General features: G+C 59.6%; 19 protein-coding genes. 10 read left to right on the top strand and 9 right to left on the bottom strand.

Going from position 1 to position 17,156, the window contains the following annotated elements; all coding sequences use genetic code 11:
* Positions 1–31: 31 nt before the first annotated feature.
* Entirely contained in the window at positions 32–1,279 is a 1,248-nt protein-coding gene (locus CDA63_RS11050) for a glycosyltransferase family protein (protein WP_088464514.1), read from the bottom strand.
* Positions 1,280–1,466: 187 nt separating this feature from the next.
* Between CDA63_RS11050 and CDA63_RS11045 the strand changes: the two genes are divergently transcribed.
* Both CDA63_RS11045 and CDA63_RS11040 read left to right on the top strand, forming a co-directional pair.
* Positions 1,467–2,294 carry a 2,3,4,5-tetrahydropyridine-2,6-dicarboxylate N-succinyltransferase gene (locus CDA63_RS11045; protein WP_088464513.1) on the top strand — a complete coding sequence of 276 codons (828 nt, stop codon included), beginning with the start codon at positions 1,467–1,469 and terminating at the stop codon, positions 2,292–2,294.
* Positions 2,295–2,585: 291 nt separating this feature from the next.
* The gene (locus CDA63_RS11040; RefSeq protein WP_088464512.1) at positions 2,586–3,386 is read left to right on the top strand and encodes a hypothetical protein; all 801 of its coding nucleotides are present in this window, start codon (positions 2,586–2,588) and stop codon (positions 3,384–3,386) included.
* A 112-nt stretch (positions 3,387–3,498) separates the two neighbouring features.
* On the opposite strand, the gene msrA is transcribed toward CDA63_RS11040, so the two are convergent.
* Together msrA and CDA63_RS11030 are read right to left on the bottom strand one after the other, a co-directional pair.
* Positions 3,499–4,035, bottom strand: a complete 537-nt coding sequence (gene msrA / locus CDA63_RS11035) for a peptide-methionine (S)-S-oxide reductase MsrA (RefSeq protein ID WP_088464511.1) — start codon at positions 4,033–4,035, stop codon at positions 3,499–3,501.
* A 205-nt stretch (positions 4,036–4,240) separates the two neighbouring features.
* Complete coding sequence (locus CDA63_RS11030; RefSeq protein ID WP_088464510.1) at positions 4,241–5,128, bottom strand: 3-hydroxyacyl-CoA dehydrogenase family protein; 888 nt, start codon at positions 5,126–5,128, stop codon at positions 4,241–4,243.
* A gap of 349 nt (positions 5,129–5,477) precedes the next feature.
* Between CDA63_RS11030 and CDA63_RS20440 the strand changes: the two genes are divergently transcribed.
* On the top strand, positions 5,478–5,636 hold the full coding sequence (locus CDA63_RS20440; protein WP_126546822.1) for a lmo0937 family membrane protein: 159 nt from the start codon (positions 5,478–5,480) through the stop codon (positions 5,634–5,636).
* Between the two features lie 130 nt (positions 5,637–5,766).
* Here CDA63_RS20440 and CDA63_RS11025 read toward each other — a convergent pair whose 3' ends face one another.
* Both CDA63_RS11025 and CDA63_RS11020 read right to left on the bottom strand, forming a co-directional pair.
* On the bottom strand, positions 5,767–6,564 hold the full coding sequence (locus CDA63_RS11025; protein WP_088464509.1) for a hypothetical protein: 798 nt from the start codon (positions 6,562–6,564) through the stop codon (positions 5,767–5,769).
* Between the two features lie 114 nt (positions 6,565–6,678).
* Positions 6,679–8,301, bottom strand: a complete 1,623-nt coding sequence (locus CDA63_RS11020) for an ABC-F family ATP-binding cassette domain-containing protein (protein ID WP_088464508.1) — start codon at positions 8,299–8,301, stop codon at positions 6,679–6,681.
* Positions 8,302–8,601: 300 nt separating this feature from the next.
* Here CDA63_RS11020 and CDA63_RS11015 point away from each other — a divergent pair, with 300 nt between their 5' ends.
* Both CDA63_RS11015 and CDA63_RS11010 read left to right on the top strand, forming a co-directional pair.
* Entirely contained in the window at positions 8,602–9,075 is a 474-nt protein-coding gene (locus tag CDA63_RS11015) for a DUF4199 domain-containing protein (RefSeq protein WP_088464507.1), read from the top strand.
* A gap of 190 nt (positions 9,076–9,265) precedes the next feature.
* Entirely contained in the window at positions 9,266–9,748 is a 483-nt protein-coding gene (locus CDA63_RS11010) for a hypothetical protein (protein WP_126546821.1), read from the top strand.
* 119 nt (positions 9,749–9,867) lie between these two features.
* On the opposite strand, the gene CDA63_RS11005 is transcribed toward CDA63_RS11010, so the two are convergent.
* A complete protein-coding gene (locus CDA63_RS11005; protein ID WP_088464505.1) occupies positions 9,868–10,275 on the bottom strand; it encodes a hypothetical protein in 408 nt (135 codons plus the stop codon).
* A gap of 123 nt (positions 10,276–10,398) precedes the next feature.
* Between CDA63_RS11005 and CDA63_RS11000 the strand changes: the two genes are divergently transcribed.
* Positions 10,399–11,232, top strand: a complete 834-nt coding sequence (locus CDA63_RS11000) for a murein L,D-transpeptidase catalytic domain family protein (protein ID WP_088464504.1) — start codon at positions 10,399–10,401, stop codon at positions 11,230–11,232.
* 125 nt (positions 11,233–11,357) lie between these two features.
* Here the strand turns inward: CDA63_RS11000 and CDA63_RS10995 are convergent, their stop codons facing one another.
* A complete protein-coding gene (locus CDA63_RS10995) occupies positions 11,358–11,552 on the bottom strand; it encodes a hypothetical protein (RefSeq protein WP_088464503.1) in 195 nt (64 codons plus the stop codon).
* Between the two features lie 175 nt (positions 11,553–11,727).
* Between CDA63_RS10995 and CDA63_RS10990 the strand changes: the two genes are divergently transcribed.
* Together CDA63_RS10990 and CDA63_RS10985 are read left to right on the top strand one after the other, a co-directional pair.
* Entirely contained in the window at positions 11,728–12,537 is an 810-nt protein-coding gene (locus CDA63_RS10990; protein WP_088464502.1) for a M48 family metallopeptidase, read from the top strand.
* 115 nt (positions 12,538–12,652) lie between these two features.
* Entirely contained in the window at positions 12,653–13,573 is a 921-nt protein-coding gene (locus CDA63_RS10985; protein WP_242434646.1) for a diacylglycerol/lipid kinase family protein, read from the top strand.
* Here CDA63_RS10985 and CDA63_RS10980 read toward each other — a convergent pair.
* Both CDA63_RS10980 and CDA63_RS10975 read right to left on the bottom strand, forming a co-directional pair.
* Complete coding sequence (locus CDA63_RS10980; protein WP_088464501.1) at positions 13,557–14,765, bottom strand: metallophosphoesterase family protein; 1,209 nt, start codon at positions 14,763–14,765, stop codon at positions 13,557–13,559. The genes CDA63_RS10985 and CDA63_RS10980 overlap by 17 nt on opposite strands.
* 219 nt (positions 14,766–14,984) lie before the next feature.
* A complete protein-coding gene (locus tag CDA63_RS10975) occupies positions 14,985–15,617 on the bottom strand; it encodes an LON peptidase substrate-binding domain-containing protein (RefSeq protein ID WP_088464542.1) in 633 nt (210 codons plus the stop codon).
* Between the two features lie 228 nt (positions 15,618–15,845).
* Here CDA63_RS10975 and mtgA point away from each other — a divergent pair, with 228 nt between their 5' ends.
* Together mtgA and CDA63_RS10965 are read left to right on the top strand one after the other, a co-directional pair.
* Entirely contained in the window at positions 15,846–16,589 is a 744-nt protein-coding gene (gene mtgA, locus CDA63_RS10970; protein ID WP_088464500.1) for a monofunctional biosynthetic peptidoglycan transglycosylase, read from the top strand.
* 103 nt (positions 16,590–16,692) lie between these two features.
* Entirely contained in the window at positions 16,693–17,151 is a 459-nt protein-coding gene (locus CDA63_RS10965) for a YybH family protein (RefSeq protein ID WP_088464499.1), read from the top strand.
* Positions 17,152–17,156 lie beyond the last annotated feature (5 nt).

Genomic DNA, 17,156 nt, shown 5'->3' with positions numbered 1-17,156 from the left:
GTTCCCGTAAACGGGCGGCTAAGGTCGGGAGTTACCTGATAGAATCCAGTAAGCGCAGCAGTATTTCCGCTTCCGAGTGCCAGAAAGCGGTGGCTGGCGGCCCCTGCGGATAATAAATAGCGGCCTGCAGGGCCGCTACGAGGCTGGTTGCGGGCGGGTAGTTGTCCTGCAGAAAATCAAACACCAGCCCCGCGCCGGCGGCCTCGGCCAGCGGTTGCCAGAGCGGATTAGGCGGCAGCACCAGCGGCAACGCTTCGGCCAAATACTCGAATAGCTTGGTGGGCACACAACGGGCCGTGCTCAGGTGCGGCCGGTAGGGAAGTAGGCCCAGATGGCTGGCCCGCAGCTCGGCCACCACCCGGGCGTGGGGCACCGGCTCGGCCCCACCGACCAGCACTATGGCTCCCTGCGAAGCCGCTACGGCCGCCCGTAGCCGCGCCAATAGCTCCGGCTGCTGGCAGAACCCGATGATGGTAAGTTGCACGCCCCCTGGCCAGCTAGGGCGCAGGTGCTCCGTAAACCGAATGGCCTCCCATACCCCGTTCAGCGCCGAAATAGTGCCCGAGTACACCAGCCGCAATTGCTCCGTAATTGGGGGCAGTTGGCGCGGGTAGGCAGGCGGCACGGCGTCATAAGGCTGGTGTTTGTTTTCGAGGATAATCGTTGGTTTTTGGTTTTTGGATTCTGGTTTTTGGGTGAAGGAAGTAGTGTTGCTGGGGTGTTCGAGGCGGGCAGAGACCAGCGGTTCTTCGGGCGCGCTGGCTGCTTTAGTTGCGAAGGGCAGCTCCTGGGCATAGCTGCGCTCGGCCAGTACCACGGCAGCGGCCCGGCTAGCGGCCAGGGTTTCGAGGGCGCGCACCAAGTGGGCCAGCAGGCCCCGGGTCCAGGCGGGGTACACAGCCTGGGTTTCAATGTTGAGGGCGTAATTCTCCCGCACATCGTACACGAAGCGGCACCTCGGGTGGCGAAATTGCCAGAGTACGGTGGCAGGCAGTAGCTCTGGGGCGTGCACAAACACCACCGCCGGTTGCTGCCGCTGCAGCAACTGCCAGTAGCGCCACTGCGCTTGGAGCCGGTCAAAGCTCAGCCTTGTGCCCCGTAGCAGTTCGTGCACGTGCAGGTTGGCGGGCAAATCGGGCGGGAGGGGAGCGGTCCGTCCGGCTACGTGCACCTGGATGCCGGGCCGCCCGGCCAGCGTGCGCCCAAACTTGCCCAGCATCCGGGTATCGTCGAGCGGTTTGAGTACGGAGGCCAGCAGGATGGTCGTGGTGGGCGGCATATTGGATGCGAAGATGGCGGTTCCTGATTCGTTTCTCGCGGTTTGTTTTCGGTTTTTCGGCGCTGGTTATTGGGCTTTTACCTTGTTAGCCGTGGCTTGTTTGGATGCGGACACTACCGGCCTCGTCGGTCATGCGCTACCTTTAGGCCGAAAATCAAGCAACTAGCAATAAAAAACGACCTGCCGCATGACCACCGACCTGCAACCCCTGATTGAAGCCGCCTGGAACGACCGCAGCCTGCTCCAGCAAGCCACCACCATCCAGGCCATCGAGCACGTTATCGAGGAGCTCGACAAGGGCCGCCTGCGCGTGGCCCAACCCGCCGCCGACCGCGAAGGCGGCTGGCTGGTAAACGACTGGGTGAAGAAAGCTGTTATCCTTTACTTTCCCATCCGCCAGATGGAAACATTCGAAGTCGGCCCTTTTGAGTTCCGCGACAAAATGCGCCTCAAAACCGACTACCAGGGCCAGGGCGTACGCGTGGTGCCGCCGGCCGTGGCCCGCTACGGCGCTTACCTGGCTTCAGGCGTTATCATGATGCCGAGCTACGTGAACATCGGTGCCTGGGTAGGCGAGGGTACGATGGTGGACACCTGGGCCACGGTGGGCTCCTGCGCCCAGATCGGGGCCGGCGTGCACCTGAGTGGTGGTGTGGGCATTGGTGGCGTGCTGGAGCCTGTGCAGGCCGCGCCGGTGATTATCGAGGACGGTGCTTTCGTGGGCTCGCGCAGCATTCTGGTCGAAGGCTGCTTCGTGGGCCGGGAGGCCGTAATCGGGGCCGGCGTGACCATTACGGGCAGCACCCGCATTATTGATGTAACCGGTACAGAGCCCAAGGAGTACCGCGGCCACGTACCGGCCCGCTCGGTGGTTATTCCGGGCTCATTGCCCAAGCAGTTTCCGGCCGGCGAGTACCACGTGCCTTGCGCCCTCATCATCGGCCAGCGCAAGCCCAGCACCGACCTTAAAACCAGCCTCAACGACGCCCTGCGCGACCACAACGTAGCTGTCTAAATCACAGATATTGCAGATGTTGCTGATAAAAGGGATTCGTGCTGGCTTTAGCTGAAAGGATGATTGGGTAACCTGAAATTGTCTGATACCGTGGCTAGTTGAGGAGCAGATAGCCAGTTTGTTGGTTGTCCGCTTATCTTTGAGAAGTTTTGATGACGAGCTTTCGGCCTCTGGTAGCGCCAACAGAGTGACGCATCATCCGCTCGACCTAACATCAGTCTGCGCCATCCAATCATCTTTTCATCTGAAGGCCAGAACGAATCTGCGCTATCTGCAACATCTGCAACATCCGTGATCAAGAATGTCGTATCGGCCGCCCAGGCCCGCGAGGAAGTGCGCGACTACGTGGCCCAGGAGCTAAGCCTCAACCCCGAAACCATCCAGACCCGCGTGGCTTTCAACCGGGAGCTGCCCTGGGTCGATAACCGTACCCGGCCCTGCTTTTTGGTGGAGTGGGCCACGCCCGACGGCCGCGATGGCGTGGCGTTGGCAGGCCCGTACACCCACAATTTCTTCGAGTTCACCCGCGCCGAAGCCTACCAGTTGGGCGGCCCGAACGCCTGGCGGCAGCAGTTGCTGAACCTGTACGCCGGCTGCGAGCTGGTGGTGCACGCCCGCCTCACCCAGAGCCTGACCGATGTGCCCGACCCGACCCGGCTGGCCCTCATCAAGCAAAACCTGGAGGAGCGCAGCAACTGGCGGGTGGCCGTCAATGTGTCGTTACGTGAGTTCATCCGCCTTGGGACCGATGAGTACTATATCTTCAATGGCAGTTGGGTCTGGAACCCGTTTTATCATTACTCGCCCCTTAGAGGCTTCGTACCCTTCGGCGATAAAACCCTGATGACGCTGCCCAAGCAGACGTTTATTCCGGTTAAGTCGCACTCACCCTTCGAGGCCCTGCCTGAAGTGGGCGAAGACGGCGCCTATCCGGGCGAGCTGGTGAGCTTCCTGATCGTGAAGAACGACCAGATCATCGAAACCCGCGCCCTCGACCTTTATACGCGCACCCTGATAAACCAAGTGGCCACGTTCTACGCATTGGGCCGCGACCATGGCCCTTTTCAGATTGATCTGAACGAACAGGCGTAGCTTCTAGAAGGGAGTACCAAGAAGTGAGAGGTGAGACTCTCGTGCTGACGCCCCCAAATCGGGATATCAGCACGAGTGCTCACCTCTCATTCTTGGTACTCCCTTCTAGAAGCTACGCCACGCTTTTCAGCTTGTCGCCGAACACCGCTTTTACCTTATCCACCTTGCTCTTCACCACAAACTGGCAGTAGGGCTGCGAACCGTTCAGGTTGTAGTAGTTCTGGTGGTAGGCCTCGGCGGGGTAGAATGTCGGCAGGGGGATGATTTCGGTCGTGATAGGACCGTCGAAGGCGTTGGCCGCCGTGAGCTGCTGCTTATAGGCTTCGGCCAGGCGCTGCTGCTCTTCGGAGTTGGTGTAAATACCCGAGCGGTACTGCGTGCCCGCGTCGTTGCCCTGGCGGTTGAGGGTGGTGGGGTCGTGGGTTTTCCAGAACACCTCCAGCAGGTCCTCGTAGCTGATAACAGCAGGGTCGTAGGTCACCTGAATGACTTCGTTATGGCCCGTCAGGCCGCTGCAAACTTCCTTGTAGGTAGGGTTGGCAATGCGCCCGGCAGTGTAGCCCGACACGACTTTCTCCACGCCCTGGAGTTGTTGAAATACGGCTTCGGTGCACCAGAAGCAGCCGCCGCCAAACGTAGCTTGTTCCATGAATCGCAGATGTTGCAGATGAGAGGATGCCGCTGATTTGTTCAGCGTCGACTGTATAACGCGCGAAGGATGCCAGCTGTTCAAATTGGCTGGTTTCAGCCGTTTCAGACAGTCGTATATACGACCTGCGCCTGTCTGTTCATCCCGCTGCTTCATGCCAAAACTGCATGAGTCAGCAGCATCCCCCAATCGCAACATCAACGGCTTACTTCTGGAACCGCTCGGCCAGCACCAGTTCTTTGGTGCCGTGGGTCCAGGAGTAGAAGCCCTCGCCCGATTTTACACCCAGGCGGCCGGCCATTACCATGTTAACCAGCAGGGGACAGGGGGCGTACTTGGGGTTGCCTAGTCCGTCGTGCAGTACCCGCATAATGGCCAGGCATACATCGAGGCCAATAAAGTCGGCCAATTGCAGCGGCCCCATGGGGTGGGCCATACCCAGCTTCATCACGGTGTCTATTTCCTCGACGCCGGCCACGCCCTCGTGCAGCGTAATGATGGCCTCATTAATCATGGGCATCAGAATGCGGTTGGCCACGAAGCCGGGATAGTCGTTGACTTCGGTGGGCGTTTTGCCCAGTTTCCGCGACAAGTCCATCACCTTGGCCGTCACCTCATCGGAGGTGGCGTAACCACGAATCACCTCCACCAGCTTCATCACCGGTACCGGGTTCATGAAGTGCATGCCAATAACCTGGGTCGGGCGCTTGGTAACAGCCGCAATACGGGTAATCGAAATGGACGATGTGTTGGTGGCCAGAATAGCCGTTTCGGGCGCGTACTGGTCAATTTCGCGGAAAATATTGAGCTTTAGCTCCACGTTCTCAGTGGCGGCTTCCACCACTAAATCGGCATTAAGCACGCCTTCCGAAAGGCTGGTATAGGTGCTGATCCGGCCCAGGGTAGCCGTTTTATCATCGGCCCCGAGGCTGCCTTTGCTCACCTGGCGGTCAAGGTTTTTGCCGATGGTAGCTAGGCCTTTGTCGAGGGCTGGTTGGTTGATGTCGATGAGGGAAACGGCGAATCCGTGCTGGGCAAAAACGTGGGCAATGCCATTGCCCATCGTGCCCGAGCCAATAACGGCAACGTTCATAAGGGTGGGAAGAAAACTGGGTGGGAAGAAACGGACCAGCTAGCGCAAAGCAGCGGCTGGCCCTTGGGCAAAGCTAAGCCTAAAACCCCGGGCCCACCAACCAGACACCCCCAGCAGGACAGGATTAACCGAAGCTCGACAAAAAAATATAACGCTGTTTCCAGCTTACGGAGGCACTTTATAAGCTGGGAATGAAAAATAGATGAATAGCAATTAAACCTTTTAACCAAAAGTGCGCGTACAAACCCGCAGAATGGCTTCCGAAGCACGAATCACCCCCTGCAAGCCGGAAACATCCCTTTTCTCTCTCCCCCTTTCTTTTTTCCCAACTCTCTCTTCCTTTTCAATCATGGGTAATCTGTTGTACATCATCGCCGTTATTCTGGTCATCATCTGGGCCATCAGCTTCTTCGGCGGCTTCTTCACCGGCGGCATCATCCACATCCTGCTGGTTATTGCCATCATCGTAATCCTGCTCCGCGTTATTCGAGGCGGCAGCGCGATTTAACTACCAGCTATAGCTAGCCCACAATAGCTGGCATAGTTGACTGAAAGACATAAAAAACCCGCTCAATAATTTGAGCGGGTTTTTTATGTCTGAATCTAAATGGAAATGGCTTAAAACCAGACCGCGACGCTTATTTCAGATCGAACAGGAAGCTGAAACGGATGACGGGCTGGCCGTAGATGTCGTCGAAGCCGTCGTTGAAGTTGTAGAGTACTACAATGTCGGCGGCGGCCCGGTCACTGAAACGGTTGCGGTAACCCACGCCGGCCAGCGGCGTTTTCACCGTGCCTTTGTACACGCCAACATTGCCGAACTGGTCGTAGCCCAACACTTCGGCCTTGGTTACCTCATATTCGCCGTGCAGGAAGAATTCCTTATACACGATGAACTGTGCGAATCCCTTAACGCCCAAGCTGCTGGTTTTGAAGCTGGGCCCGCCATTACCAAACGCGTAGCTGTTGTAGGCGTACGAGAGGCCCGGTCCGGCCGCAAACCGCTCCGAGAACCGGTAACCTACCGCCGGTGCAATGCTGGCGCTAAACTGGTTGTACCCGTTGTAGCCGCTAAAACCCAGCCCCAGGTTGGTATAGAGGAAATACTTGCGCAGGGGCGGCGGCGGCGGTGCCACGCCCGGTCGCTGAGGCAGGTCCATCCCGGATGGCCGGTTGGGGTCATAGGGGGCGTTCGAGGCCGGTACGTTGGGGTCGGGCGCGGGGGCTGTTGGGGCAGGCTGATACACCGGCGGGACCGTGGCGGGAGCGGGTCGGGGTGGGGCCGGCACTGGGGCCGAGCCGGGAGGTGCCGTATTCAACTGCGGCTTCACGGCCGGGCGGGTGCGGGTGGTATCGGTAGTTTGGGCCCGGGCGGCAGTGGGGGCCAACCCAAGGCCAGCCCCACCAAGCAGCAGTAAAAACAGAAGTTGTTTCATCGGAAAAAAGGGAACGTGCAGATGTGAAAATATGGGGACGTGCTTAGTCAACGTAGTGCCAGGTAGTTTCATTGACTGCCCACCCACCTATTTCCCGGGTAAGCCCACTTAAAGCTACGAAACCAACTGGTACATGCGGCGGCGCTGGGCCTTGATGTTCTCGTCGGCCAGGTACTCCTCGTACGTCATCCGGCGGTCAATAATACCGTCGGGGGTCAGCTCGATGATGCGGTTAGCCACGGTTTCAATCACCTGCAAGTCGTGGGAGGCAAACAGCAGCGTACCGTTGAACTCCTGCAACGAGTTGTTGAGGGCCGTAATACTCTCCAGATCGAGGTGATTGGTCGGGTCGTCGAGCGTGAGCACGTTGCCGCCTTCCATCATCATCTTGCTCAGCATGCAGCGCACCTTTTCGCCCCCGCTCAGCACGTTGCTCTTCTTCAACGACTCTTCGCCCGAGAACAGCATCCGGCCCAGGAAACCCCGGATAAACGACTCGTCCTTCTCGGTGCTGTATTGGCGCAGCCAGTCCACCAGGTTCAGGTCGGTATCGAAAAACTCGGTGTTCTCCTTGGGAAAATAGCTGGGCGTGATGGTGGTGCCCCAGCTAAATGTGCCGGTGGCGGGCTTGGTCTGCTCGAATAGGATGTCGAAGAGGAGGGAAGCCGCCCGGTCGTCGCGGCTCACGATGGCCACCTTGTCGCCTTTGTCGAGCATGAACGACACGTTGCGGAACACGGTATACCCGTCCACCTTGGCGCTCAGGTTTTCCACCGTCAGCAGCTGGTTGCCGGCTTCGCGGTCGGGCTTGAAGGCAATGTAGGGGTACTTGCGCGAGCTGGGCTTAATTTCCTCCAACGTAAGTTTCTGCAGCAACTTTTGGCGCGAAGTGGCCTGCTTGCTCTTCGAGGCGTTGGCCGAGAAACGCCGCACAAACTCTTCCAGCTCCTTGCGCTTGTCCTCAGTTTTCTTGTTCACATCCTGGCGCTGGCGCAGCACCAGTTGGCTGCTCTCGTACCAGAACGAGTAGTTGCCGGGGTACATGGTAATCTTCGAGAAGTCGAGGTCGGCCATGTAGTTACACACCGCATCGAGGAAGTGGCGGTCGTGGCTTACCACAATTACGGTGTTCTGGAACGAGTCGAGGAAGTTTTCGAGCCAGAGCACGGTTTCGGCGTCGAGGCCGTTGGTTGGTTCGTCGAGCAGCAGCACGTCGGGGTTACCGAACAGGGCCTGAGCCAGCAGCACCCGCACCTTATCGGAGCTGCCCAAATCGCCCATCAGGGTCTGGTGCTTGTCTTCGGCAATGCCCAGGCCCGAGAGGAGTTCGGCCGCTTCGTACTCGGCGTTCCAGCCTTCGAGGTCGGCAAACTCCCCTTCGAGTTCAGCGGCCCGCTCGCCGTCGGCGTCCGAGAAGTCGGCCTTGGCATACAGGGCATCCTTTTCCTCCATTACCTTCCAGAGGCGGGTGTGGCCCATCATTACGGTCTGGAGCACGGGGAAGGCGTCGGCCGCGAACTGGTCCTGCTTCAGAACCGACAGGCGCGAGCCTTTGGGCATATCTACCGAGCCGGTATTGGCCTCAATCTCGCCCGACAGGATTTTGAGAAACGTAGACTTGCCGGCGCCGTTGGCCCCGATGAGGCCGTACACGTTGCCGGGCATGAATTTGATGGAAACGTCTTCGAAGAGGACGCGCTTGCCGTAGCGCAGGCTTACGTTGGAGGTGCTGATCATATGAAGCAGTAGGTCGAAAAAACGGTAAAGGCAGCGGTAGCCCGGCTCACAGGCCCACTACCGGCTCACAAAAGTACGGAAAATGCCCCGTCTGCCCCATTAATGAGGGCTGCAGGAGTAATAGTGGCCAAAAAAAGCCTCTCCCTCACAACAACCTACTGTTCAACTTGGTATAAAGTAGAGTCGGTGAGCGGCAAAACTTTGTCGTCGGGGCGGCCTTTTAACATTACCAAGGCTGCTTCTGGTTCCGACCAAAGCCCGCGCTCTTTCTTTCGCCACTTACCTTCAATCCCATTCCCTATGGCTGATCCCCAAATCACTCCCGAAAACAACGGCGTCCGCTACGGCCTCTACACGTCCGTGGGCATGATTGCTTACTTTATAGTTGCGTCCTTGTTTGGGCTGGCCGAGCGCATCGAGCTCAGCTTCCTCAACGGCCTGATTTTGGCCGTGGGGGTATGCATGGCCATTGTACGCTACAAGCGTTTTCGCAACGGCCGGATGGGCTACCTGCCAGGCTTTGGCACTGGCATTATAACGGCCGTTGTGGCGTCGGTAACATTTGGCCTCTTCTTCATTCTGTACGCCGGGGTCATCAACCGGCACATCATGGACGGCATCCGGGCCCAGGATCTGTTCGGCTTCGATTTGTCGGTGACCATTGCCTTTCTGGCCATTGTACTGCAGGGGGCTATGTCGGGCGTTATCATCTCACTCATTGCCATGCAGTATTATAAAACCGCCGACCACAAGCCCATGGCTGGAATAGAATAAGCCGCCTTACGGCGATACAAGCGCAAGACCGGTTCCTACAGGAGCCGGTTTTATTTTTAGAACACATCAGGGTATGGCTATAATCTAATTGACTAATGAATATTTCAATAAATTATTTAATAAAAAGGATAAACGTGGTGTGATAATGTGATTTTAAAGCTTTATATTTGTATAAAATAAATGGAAGAAGATGGAATTATCCAAAGAAGTCTTTGGTTTGCATCCTAGCCCATCACTACCATCCAGTGGTCCGCCCAATTTTAAGCCACGTTTTATGAAAGCATTTTTTCTCGCTCTTAGCCTGTTTATTGGTTTGGGTACTGCTGCGCAGGCTCAGCTGAAGGATCATCATTCTGAGCGACCCGGCAATAGTAGCCCAACGGCCGCCCAGGCCGATGCGCTTACCCGGCAGATGAGCCAGCAACTCAGCCTCAACGAGGCGCAGATTATCAAGCTACGGACAGTGAATAAAATAAAGCTCGCTCGCACCGATGAAATCAAGTGGCAGTTCCACGAAGATCCGCTTGAGTGTAAGGCTAAGCTGATTGAGCTCCAGTCGCAATATGAAAACGAATGCGGTCGGATTCTTACCCCCTCACAGCTAAGCGCTTTGCGCGATGAGCATCCTGAGTCTGTACCTACACCTCCGTCCAGCGAAGGCGGCCTTGGTTAAGGTTTTTCACTGATTTTCGGCTAACACAAAGGTCAATCGGCCGTCCTCGCTAGTGAGCGGGGACGGCCGATGGCTTTAATAGCTACCCCAGAGCTGGGGCTGGCTAGTACAGTAAAGCGTTACTCCCCGGTTGGTATCACGGGTATGATGAGCTCCGTTACAGTGCCAGTGGCTCCGCTGCGCAGCATTACCCGGGGGCGGGCCGAGCGGGGATGGCCGGGCTGGCAGTGCAGGCCGGGGGTAACGTAGTAGATGTACACCTTATCGCTCTGCTCACCCAATTCCTCCTCATCGGGGTGGCCTAGCAGATTCGTGATGTCGTTGACGCGGGCTTCGAAAAGGTCGGCGCGGTGCTTTTCGAGAATGGGAACCAGGGCAGCCCGCTGGTTGCGGCAGCCGTAGGGGTCGGCTTTCCAGGTGACAGAGTCGAAGTCGGGCAGGTCGGGCAGCGCGTGGCCGCAGCCGGTTAGGGCGTAGGCCACGGCCAACAGGGCGGGGCGCAAGCAGGAGGCGAAAGTGTAAGGCATGGCTGATTAAGCAAGTGAGGGCGAGTTGGTTTACCGAAAAAGTGCTAATTTTGGTGAGCCCACAGCCCCCGGGTTGTGCAAGGTACCCGCAAATTTACTCGCCCCGACTACTAATTTTAGCCGATGACGAACTTGCCGACGCTGACCGCCGGTCTTTTTCTTGCCTGTTTTTCCTGCCTGCTGCCCGCCAGTGCCGTGCCCACCCGCCCGGCTGGCATTGCCGCTACCCCCGAAAGACCCTGGCTAGCCTCTGCGCCAGTTCGCCTGAGCCCCCCCGAGCGGGCCGTGTATCTGGCCGCCTTCGAGCAGCACGTTGCCCGCACCTACGTGCAGGCCCACCTAACGGCCGCGGCCCTGCCCCTGACTGTGTACCGCGAGGCCCTGCTCGGCTTTTACAACCTGCAACAGCGGGGGCATATCGGTGCCAATTGCCACACGCTGAGCATCGCCGATTTCAGCCAGTCGAGCAACCGTGAGCGGTTGTGGGTGGTAGATATAGACCAAGGCCGGCTGCTGTACCACACGCTGGTGGCGCATGGCAAAAACTCGGGCGAGGAGTATGCCCGCACTTTTTCCAACGTCGAGGGCTCGGAAATGAGCAGCCTGGGCTTCTACGTAACCGGCCCCACTTACCAGGGCAAGCACGGGCTGTCGTTGCGGCTGCGCGGCGTAGATGCGGGCTACAACACCAACGCGCTGGGCCGGGCCGTGGTCGTGCATGGGGCCGCCTACGTGAGCCAGGGCTTTATCGGGCAGCATGGACGGCTGGGGCGCAGCCAAGGCTGCCCGGCCCTGCCCGAGTCCGAAGCGCCGGCCATCATCCGGGCCATTAAAGGGGGCTCGGTACTGTACGTGCACGGGCCCGCCGAGTCGGGCTACCGCTCCGAACTGCTGGCCCTCGATGCGGCCCTGCTGGCTTTTGCCCAGAGCCAGGGCCTGACCAACCGCCTGGGCTAGCCCTGCGAAGCCAACTGAGCGGCGCATCCGTTTCGCCTGCTTATCATGTTGTCTATAAAGAAACCGCCCCCTTCCTGGCCAGTGCCGGGAAGGGGGCGGTTTCATGTTGGTTAAGCGTAGTGGGCTTACGCCCGGTCGTTAGTGGTGCGCACAAGATTGATACCGGCAAAGAAGAAAATCAGGCCCACGATGAAGGGCACCAACGAGTTCATTTTGCTTAGGCCCAGGCCACCAATCTGCAGGAAAGCCAGCGCCGCGATGATAATACCGATGATGCCTAGTACGGTAAGAATGCTGCCGAAAGTGCGTTTCTGATTCATGGGGAGGTAAAAAAGGGAGTGAAGGGAGAGAGGTGCAGCGGGCCCAAGGCCACGGCTGAGCCTGATACGTGCCCCGGCGAATTTTAGGTTTCAGCCCCTGGCGCAACCCTAACCCAGACGGCGCGTTACAAAGCGCCCAACTCTTCCCTTCCTTTCATTCTTTTTCCTTCCAGTCATGCGTGGTAACCTTCGCTACATCCTGGCCCTGGTCATGGCTGCTTTTGCCTTTATTCCTTACTACTGCAACACGCAGAAAAACGAGGTAACCGGCGAAATGCAGCACGTGAACATGTCGGCCGACCAGGAAATTGCCCTCGGCCTCCAGGCCGCTCCCGAAATGGCCGCTCAGTACGGGGGGCTGCACCCCGACCAAGCGGCCCAGGCGGCCGTGCAACGTATTGGGCAGCAGATCGTGCAACGCACCAAAGCCGGCCAGACGCCCTATAAGTTCCAGTTTCATCTGCTGGCCGATGAGAACACCATCAACGCCTTTGCCCTCCCCGGTGGGCAGGTGTTCATCACGGCGGGGTTGTTGAAAAACCTTACGTCCGAAGGCCAGGTGGCCGGGGTGTTGGCCCACGAAATCGGGCACGTGGTGGCCCGGCACTCGGCCGAGCAGGTAGCCAAGTCGAAGCTGACTAATGGCCTGACCGGAGCCGCCGCCATCGGCCTCTACGACCCCGACCGGCCCGGTACGGCCGCCGCCGCCGCCGGTGCCGCCATGGTAGGCAAGCTCCTGACGCTGCGTTACGGCCGCGAGGATGAGCTGGAAGCCGATAAACTGGCCGTGGACTTTACGCCCGCCGCCGGCTACGATCCGCGTTCCATGATTCAGGTGATGGAGATTCTGGACCGTGAAAGCCAGGGCAGCAAGCCGCCCGAGTTTATGAGCACGCACCCCAACCCGGGCAACCGCATCGAGCAAATTCAGCACGACATTGCCACCGATTTCCCCCAGGGCCTGCCCGCTAACCTCAAGCAGTAGTCCTCTCTACCCCGTTCTTTTACTCCGTACAGCTGGCCATTGGCCGGCTGTACGCGTTTAAAGGCCTACAATCTACTTTCCGGACTCGCCTCACTTCTGCTTCCGCTGTCTAGCCATGCGAACCGCATCTTCCGACCATCTGCAGCACTTGCTGTTCGTGCTCAACCCGATTTCCGGCGACATCGACAAGGCCCCGCTCCCCGATACTATCAGGGCCTATTGCACCCAGCGGGGGCGCACGGCCGAGTTCTTCCAGACCACCGGTGAGGATGACCTGTTGCGCCTGCGCGGCTGGCTGGCTACCACTCCGCCCGACGCCGTGTTCGCGGCCGGCGGCGACGGCACGGTGAGCCTGGTGGCCGAAGCATTGTCCGGTACGGCCGTGCCGCTGGGCATCTTACCCCTGGGTTCGGGCAACGGACTGGCCAAAGACCTGGGTATTCCGCTGGTGCTCGACTTGGCCCTGGCCCTGATCTGGGACTACCAGATCCGGCCGCTCGATACGCTGCGGGTGGGCGGCCGCTTCGTAGTTCATTTGGCCGATTTGGGCTTCAATGCCTGCATCGTCGACCGGTTCGACCAGGGCGACGTGCGCGGACCGGCCGCTTACGTGCGCATTGCCACCCAGGAATACGCTGCCTACCAGCCCGCTACTTACCACATCGAAACCAACCAGGAAATATGGGCGGGTGAGGCTTTCATGGTGACGCTGGCCAATGCCAACACCTTCGGCAGTAACGTGGTTATCAACCCCGACAGCAAACCCGATGATGGCCAGTTTGAAATCTGCCTGATCAAGCCTTTCCCCAACGCGGCCGCCCCGGCGTTGCTTTACCGCCTCTACACCAGCGGCTTCGACGATTCCGACTACACCCATCGCCTACGCTGCCAACAGGCTCTAATTCAAGTGCCCGGCGCCGATATTGTACTGGTGCAACTGGATGGGGAACCCCACTACCTGCCCAACCCCGTAACGGTCGAAATACTACCGCAGAGCCTGCGGGTGCTAGTGCCACCGGCTAAGTCTGCTGAGTAGGTGGGGCCGGCGTAACCGGCATGGCGGCCGGGGCGCTACTCAGGCGCAGACGGAATACCTCGGGCGCATCGAAGGGTGGTTCGAGCGTGCGCAGCCAGGTTTGGTGGGGGCCATAGTAGTCGAGGCTGAATAAGCCCTGGTGCTCGTGCACGAACGTGGCCCGCCCGCCCTTCTGCACGAAAGCCGTTTTGCTGCCCGCCCCGCTCACGAGGTAATGGCCGCCTCGCTGCTCGAAGTATTGCAGGTTGTGGTCGTGGCCGGCGGCGTACACCACGCCGGGAAAATCGTGGAGCACCCGGAGCAGGCGGCGGCGCATTTTGCGGTAGCGGGGGTGGGCCATGTCTTCGGCCGCGCCCACGGTTTTGCGATAGAGCGGCAGCAGCGAGCCAATGAAGGGCAGCGGCACGTAGGCCCGCTTATGCACCGTGGTAAGTGGAAATACGTGCTGCTTGGCCGTGAACTTCCCCCCATGCAAGGCGTTGGAGTACAGCGGATGATGGCCGGCCACCACTACCTGCTGGTGGCGGTTGGCTTCGAGCAAGCCCCGCAACTCGTGGAATGGCTGGCGCGAATCGGCGGCGGGGCGGGCGCCGGTTTGCACCCACCACTGGGTATTGAGCACGATGAGCAGCAGGCCCTCGGCCAGTTGCAGGCTTATGGGGCCAGGCTCGCCGTCGGGGGGCAGGTAGTGGGCAGCGGGCAGGTGCTGGTGCACGTAGGCTTCCTGGCGGCGCAGGTATTCCCAGCCGTCGGGGCGGCCCTTGTTCCAGTCGTGGTTGCCGCTAAGGAGCACTACGCGCCCCTCGAAGCGGCCCAGCGTGGCCAGCAGGGCATCGAAGCGGGCCTCGGCGGCGGCCCGGCCGGGGTGGCCTTCGGCGGGTAGGCCGGTGGGGTAAATGTTGTCGCCGAGCAGCACAATTGTACCATCAGGGCCGGTTTGCCGCTGCCAGTGCTCCAGCAGCTGCAGAATCGGATCGGAGCCGTCGGTGGCTACTGCGCCGGGGTCGCCGAGCAGGGCCACGCGGTGGCGGGGCGGGGTAGTGGGCAGGGGTTGGGAAGCCCAGTCGCGGCGGGGAGGGGCCACATAGGGGAGGCGGCGGTAGCGGCGCTCCTGCCCGTGGCGCAGCAGCAGCCAGAGGCCCAACAGGCCAGCCAGCAGCAGCAATCCGTAGAGCAGAAGAGAGGTAGGCATTCGATATGTTCGCTGTTTGGGAATTGACTGCCAGTTGCCAGTCGTTTGTTGCCAGGTGTCAGGCTGGAAGAACGTCATGCTGAGCGAAGCGGAGCGTAGTCGAAGCATCTCTACCGCTTCGTTGGACTTACAAAGAAGTCGCCATTGCATCAAAGATGCTTCGACTGCGGCTACGCCTTCGCTCAGCATGACCTTCCTCTACAACCGACAACCGACAACTCAAAAAGAGGGCGGCGTGAGGTTTTTGAAGTGGCCGTTGAGGCGGACGCGCTCCTTGAGGCGCTCGGTTTCCTGAAGGACAGGCAGAATCCGCTCCAGGTGTTCGAGGGCCAGGTGTTGGCGGGCTACTTCGGTGGGAGCGGCCAAGAGTTGGTATTCCTGCTCGGTGCTCATGCCCAACTGGTGGGCTACGTCGTAGATGCGGAAATCGGGGGCCAGCTCGACGAAGATGCGGCGCAGGCCCAGAATGGAATAGAGCTGTTCTATCAGCTCCCGAAGTTGGGCGTGCAGGACCGGGTCGGCGGTGGCGTTATCGGGTAGGTCGAGTACGGTGGCCCCAGCATACGGCTTACCGGGCAGCTCGCGGAAAAACTCCTCGACCCGAAATAAGCCGACGGCTTTGGTCCGAATGTCGAGCTCCCCGGAAACGTAGCTTTTCTCCACGCTGAGCAGCCGTAGCTCCGTGCCCAGCTCACTAACCTCCCCGTTCAGGTAAGGCGGCACACCAAACGTAATGCCATCCTGCAAACAGTCGCGCACGAGCTGCCGGTAGCGGGGCTCGAAGATGTGCAGGTTGAGCTTTTCGCCAGGAAACACTACGAGGTTAAGCGGGAACAGGGCAAGTTGACGCATGAAGAAAGAATACAGGTAGGCGGATAGCAGCAAAAAAACAGGGTCGGCAAGTAGTGCGCTGCCCGCCTTACTAACAATGCTAGCGCCCGAATCTTCCTGCTGTAGCGCATCTTTTTTGGCGGCGGCTGGCAGTAACTATCGGCTGGCGGGCCCTCATCCTAAAAACAGACGCTATTTTTGCTCCGGGTTTTGGGGCGAATCCCAAGCCCGGATACAGCTGCTGATTGCGTGACGAATATAGAAAAAACTGCCCGCCGAACCGGCCGGATAGCCTTGCAGGTGCTGGCCGTGGCCTTTCTGTTGTCGGTGGCCTGGGTGGGCCTCTACCGCTGGGTAAACCCACCCGCCACCTGGCTCATGCTCGACAGGCGGGCCCACGCCCCGGTGGGCCGGGGCTACCACGGCATCCGCGAAGAAAACCGCCGGATTCAGTACGATTTCAAATCCCTGGAGGAAGTGTCGGCGCAGTTGCCGCTGGCACTGGTGGCGGCCGAAGACCAGCGGTTTCTGCTCCATCACGGCTTCGATGGCGATGCGCTGATGAAGGCGGCTAAATCGAACTTTGAGGGCGGTAAGCAACTGCGCGGGGGTAGCACCATCTCGCAGCAGGTGGCCAAAAACGTGTTCCTGTGGCAGGGCCGCAGCTATGTGCGCAAGGCGGCGGAGGCTTACTTCACGCTGCTCATCGAGTTGCTCTGGGACAAGCGCCGCATCATGGAGATGTACTTGAACGTGGCCGAAATGGGCGACTGTATTTTCGGAGCCGAAGCCGCTTCTCAGCAGTACTTCAGCAAGCCCGCCGCCCGCCTCACGCCCGCCGAAGCGGCCCTGTTGGCCGGGGTGCTGCCCAACCCGCTCCGATTCCGGGCCAGCAACCCCGGCCCCCAAGCCCGGGCCAAGCAGCGCCGCGTACTGCGCCGGATGCGGCAGCTGCGCGGCACTCCCTACGTGCAGGAGTTGATGAGTGAATGAGTACTTGGTCTCGTTGTATCGTTGATGAATCGATAACGGCTCAAAATGGCGTTATGCTCAGTATGCCGTTCTTTACCTATTCCTCCGCTTCCTCTTTGCTCCCATGAAATACCTGTTACTCTTGCTGCTGCTTGCGGCGGCTATTTTGCCCGCCTGCTCGCCCCGGCTGGCAGTACTTACGCCGGCCACTACGGCGGCGGCCCGCCACGATATCCGCGAGGTGCTGCAAACCCAGACTGCTGCCTGGAACCGGGGCGACGTAGCCGGGTTCATGCAGGGCTACTGGCAGAACGACTCGCTGGTGTTCATCGGTAAAAGCGGCCTCACCTACGGCTGGCAGCCCACCCTCGATAACTACCGCCGTAGCTACCCCAACCCGGCCGCCATGGGCCAGCTTGATTTCAGCCAGCTGCGCATCGAGCCTTTGAGCCCCGATGTGGCCCAGGTAATCGGGCGCTGGCATCTGGCCCGCCCGGCAGCTGGCGACTTGCAGGGACACTTTCTGCTGGTTATGCGCCGCCTCGGGGGCCGCTGGGTGGTGGTGGCCGACCATTCGAGCTAACGGTT

The sequence above is a fragment of the Hymenobacter amundsenii genome (assembly GCF_002204745.1).
GTDB classification, from domain to species: Bacteria; Bacteroidota; Bacteroidia; order Cytophagales; family Hymenobacteraceae; genus Hymenobacter; species Hymenobacter amundsenii.
This window is presented reverse-complemented; position numbering and strand designations above follow the sequence as displayed.

Excerpts from the sequence above, each read along its gene's own strand:
- CDA63_RS11050 (WP_088464514.1), bottom strand. The coding sequence starts at position 1,279 with ATGCCGCCCACCACGACCATCCTGCTGGCCTCCGTACTCAAACCGCTC.
- CDA63_RS11045 (WP_088464513.1), top strand. The coding sequence starts at position 1,467 with ATGACCACCGACCTGCAACCCCTGATTGAAGCCGCCTGGAACGACCGC.
- msrA (WP_088464511.1), bottom strand. The coding sequence starts at position 4,035 with ATGGAACAAGCTACGTTTGGCGGCGGCTGCTTCTGGTGCACCGAAGCC.
- CDA63_RS11030 (WP_088464510.1), bottom strand. The coding sequence starts at position 5,128 with ATGAACGTTGCCGTTATTGGCTCGGGCACGATGGGCAATGGCATTGCC.
- CDA63_RS20440 (WP_126546822.1), top strand. The coding sequence starts at position 5,478 with ATGGGTAATCTGTTGTACATCATCGCCGTTATTCTGGTCATCATCTGG.
- CDA63_RS11025 (WP_088464509.1), bottom strand. The coding sequence starts at position 6,564 with ATGAAACAACTTCTGTTTTTACTGCTGCTTGGTGGGGCTGGCCTTGGG.
- CDA63_RS11020 (WP_088464508.1), bottom strand. The coding sequence starts at position 8,301 with ATGATCAGCACCTCCAACGTAAGCCTGCGCTACGGCAAGCGCGTCCTC.
- CDA63_RS11015 (WP_088464507.1), top strand. The coding sequence starts at position 8,602 with ATGGCTGATCCCCAAATCACTCCCGAAAACAACGGCGTCCGCTACGGC.
- CDA63_RS11010 (WP_126546821.1), top strand. The coding sequence starts at position 9,266 with ATGGAATTATCCAAAGAAGTCTTTGGTTTGCATCCTAGCCCATCACTA.
- CDA63_RS11005 (WP_088464505.1), bottom strand. The coding sequence starts at position 10,275 with ATGCCTTACACTTTCGCCTCCTGCTTGCGCCCCGCCCTGTTGGCCGTG.
- CDA63_RS11000 (WP_088464504.1), top strand. The coding sequence starts at position 10,399 with ATGACGAACTTGCCGACGCTGACCGCCGGTCTTTTTCTTGCCTGTTTT.
- CDA63_RS10995 (WP_088464503.1), bottom strand. The coding sequence starts at position 11,552 with ATGAATCAGAAACGCACTTTCGGCAGCATTCTTACCGTACTAGGCATC.
- CDA63_RS10990 (WP_088464502.1), top strand. The coding sequence starts at position 11,728 with ATGCGTGGTAACCTTCGCTACATCCTGGCCCTGGTCATGGCTGCTTTT.
- CDA63_RS10985 (WP_242434646.1), top strand. The coding sequence starts at position 12,653 with ATGCGAACCGCATCTTCCGACCATCTGCAGCACTTGCTGTTCGTGCTC.
- CDA63_RS10980 (WP_088464501.1), bottom strand. The coding sequence starts at position 14,765 with ATGCCTACCTCTCTTCTGCTCTACGGATTGCTGCTGCTGGCTGGCCTG.
- CDA63_RS10975 (WP_088464542.1), bottom strand. The coding sequence starts at position 15,617 with ATGCGTCAACTTGCCCTGTTCCCGCTTAACCTCGTAGTGTTTCCTGGC.
- CDA63_RS10965 (WP_088464499.1), top strand. The coding sequence starts at position 16,693 with ATGAAATACCTGTTACTCTTGCTGCTGCTTGCGGCGGCTATTTTGCCC.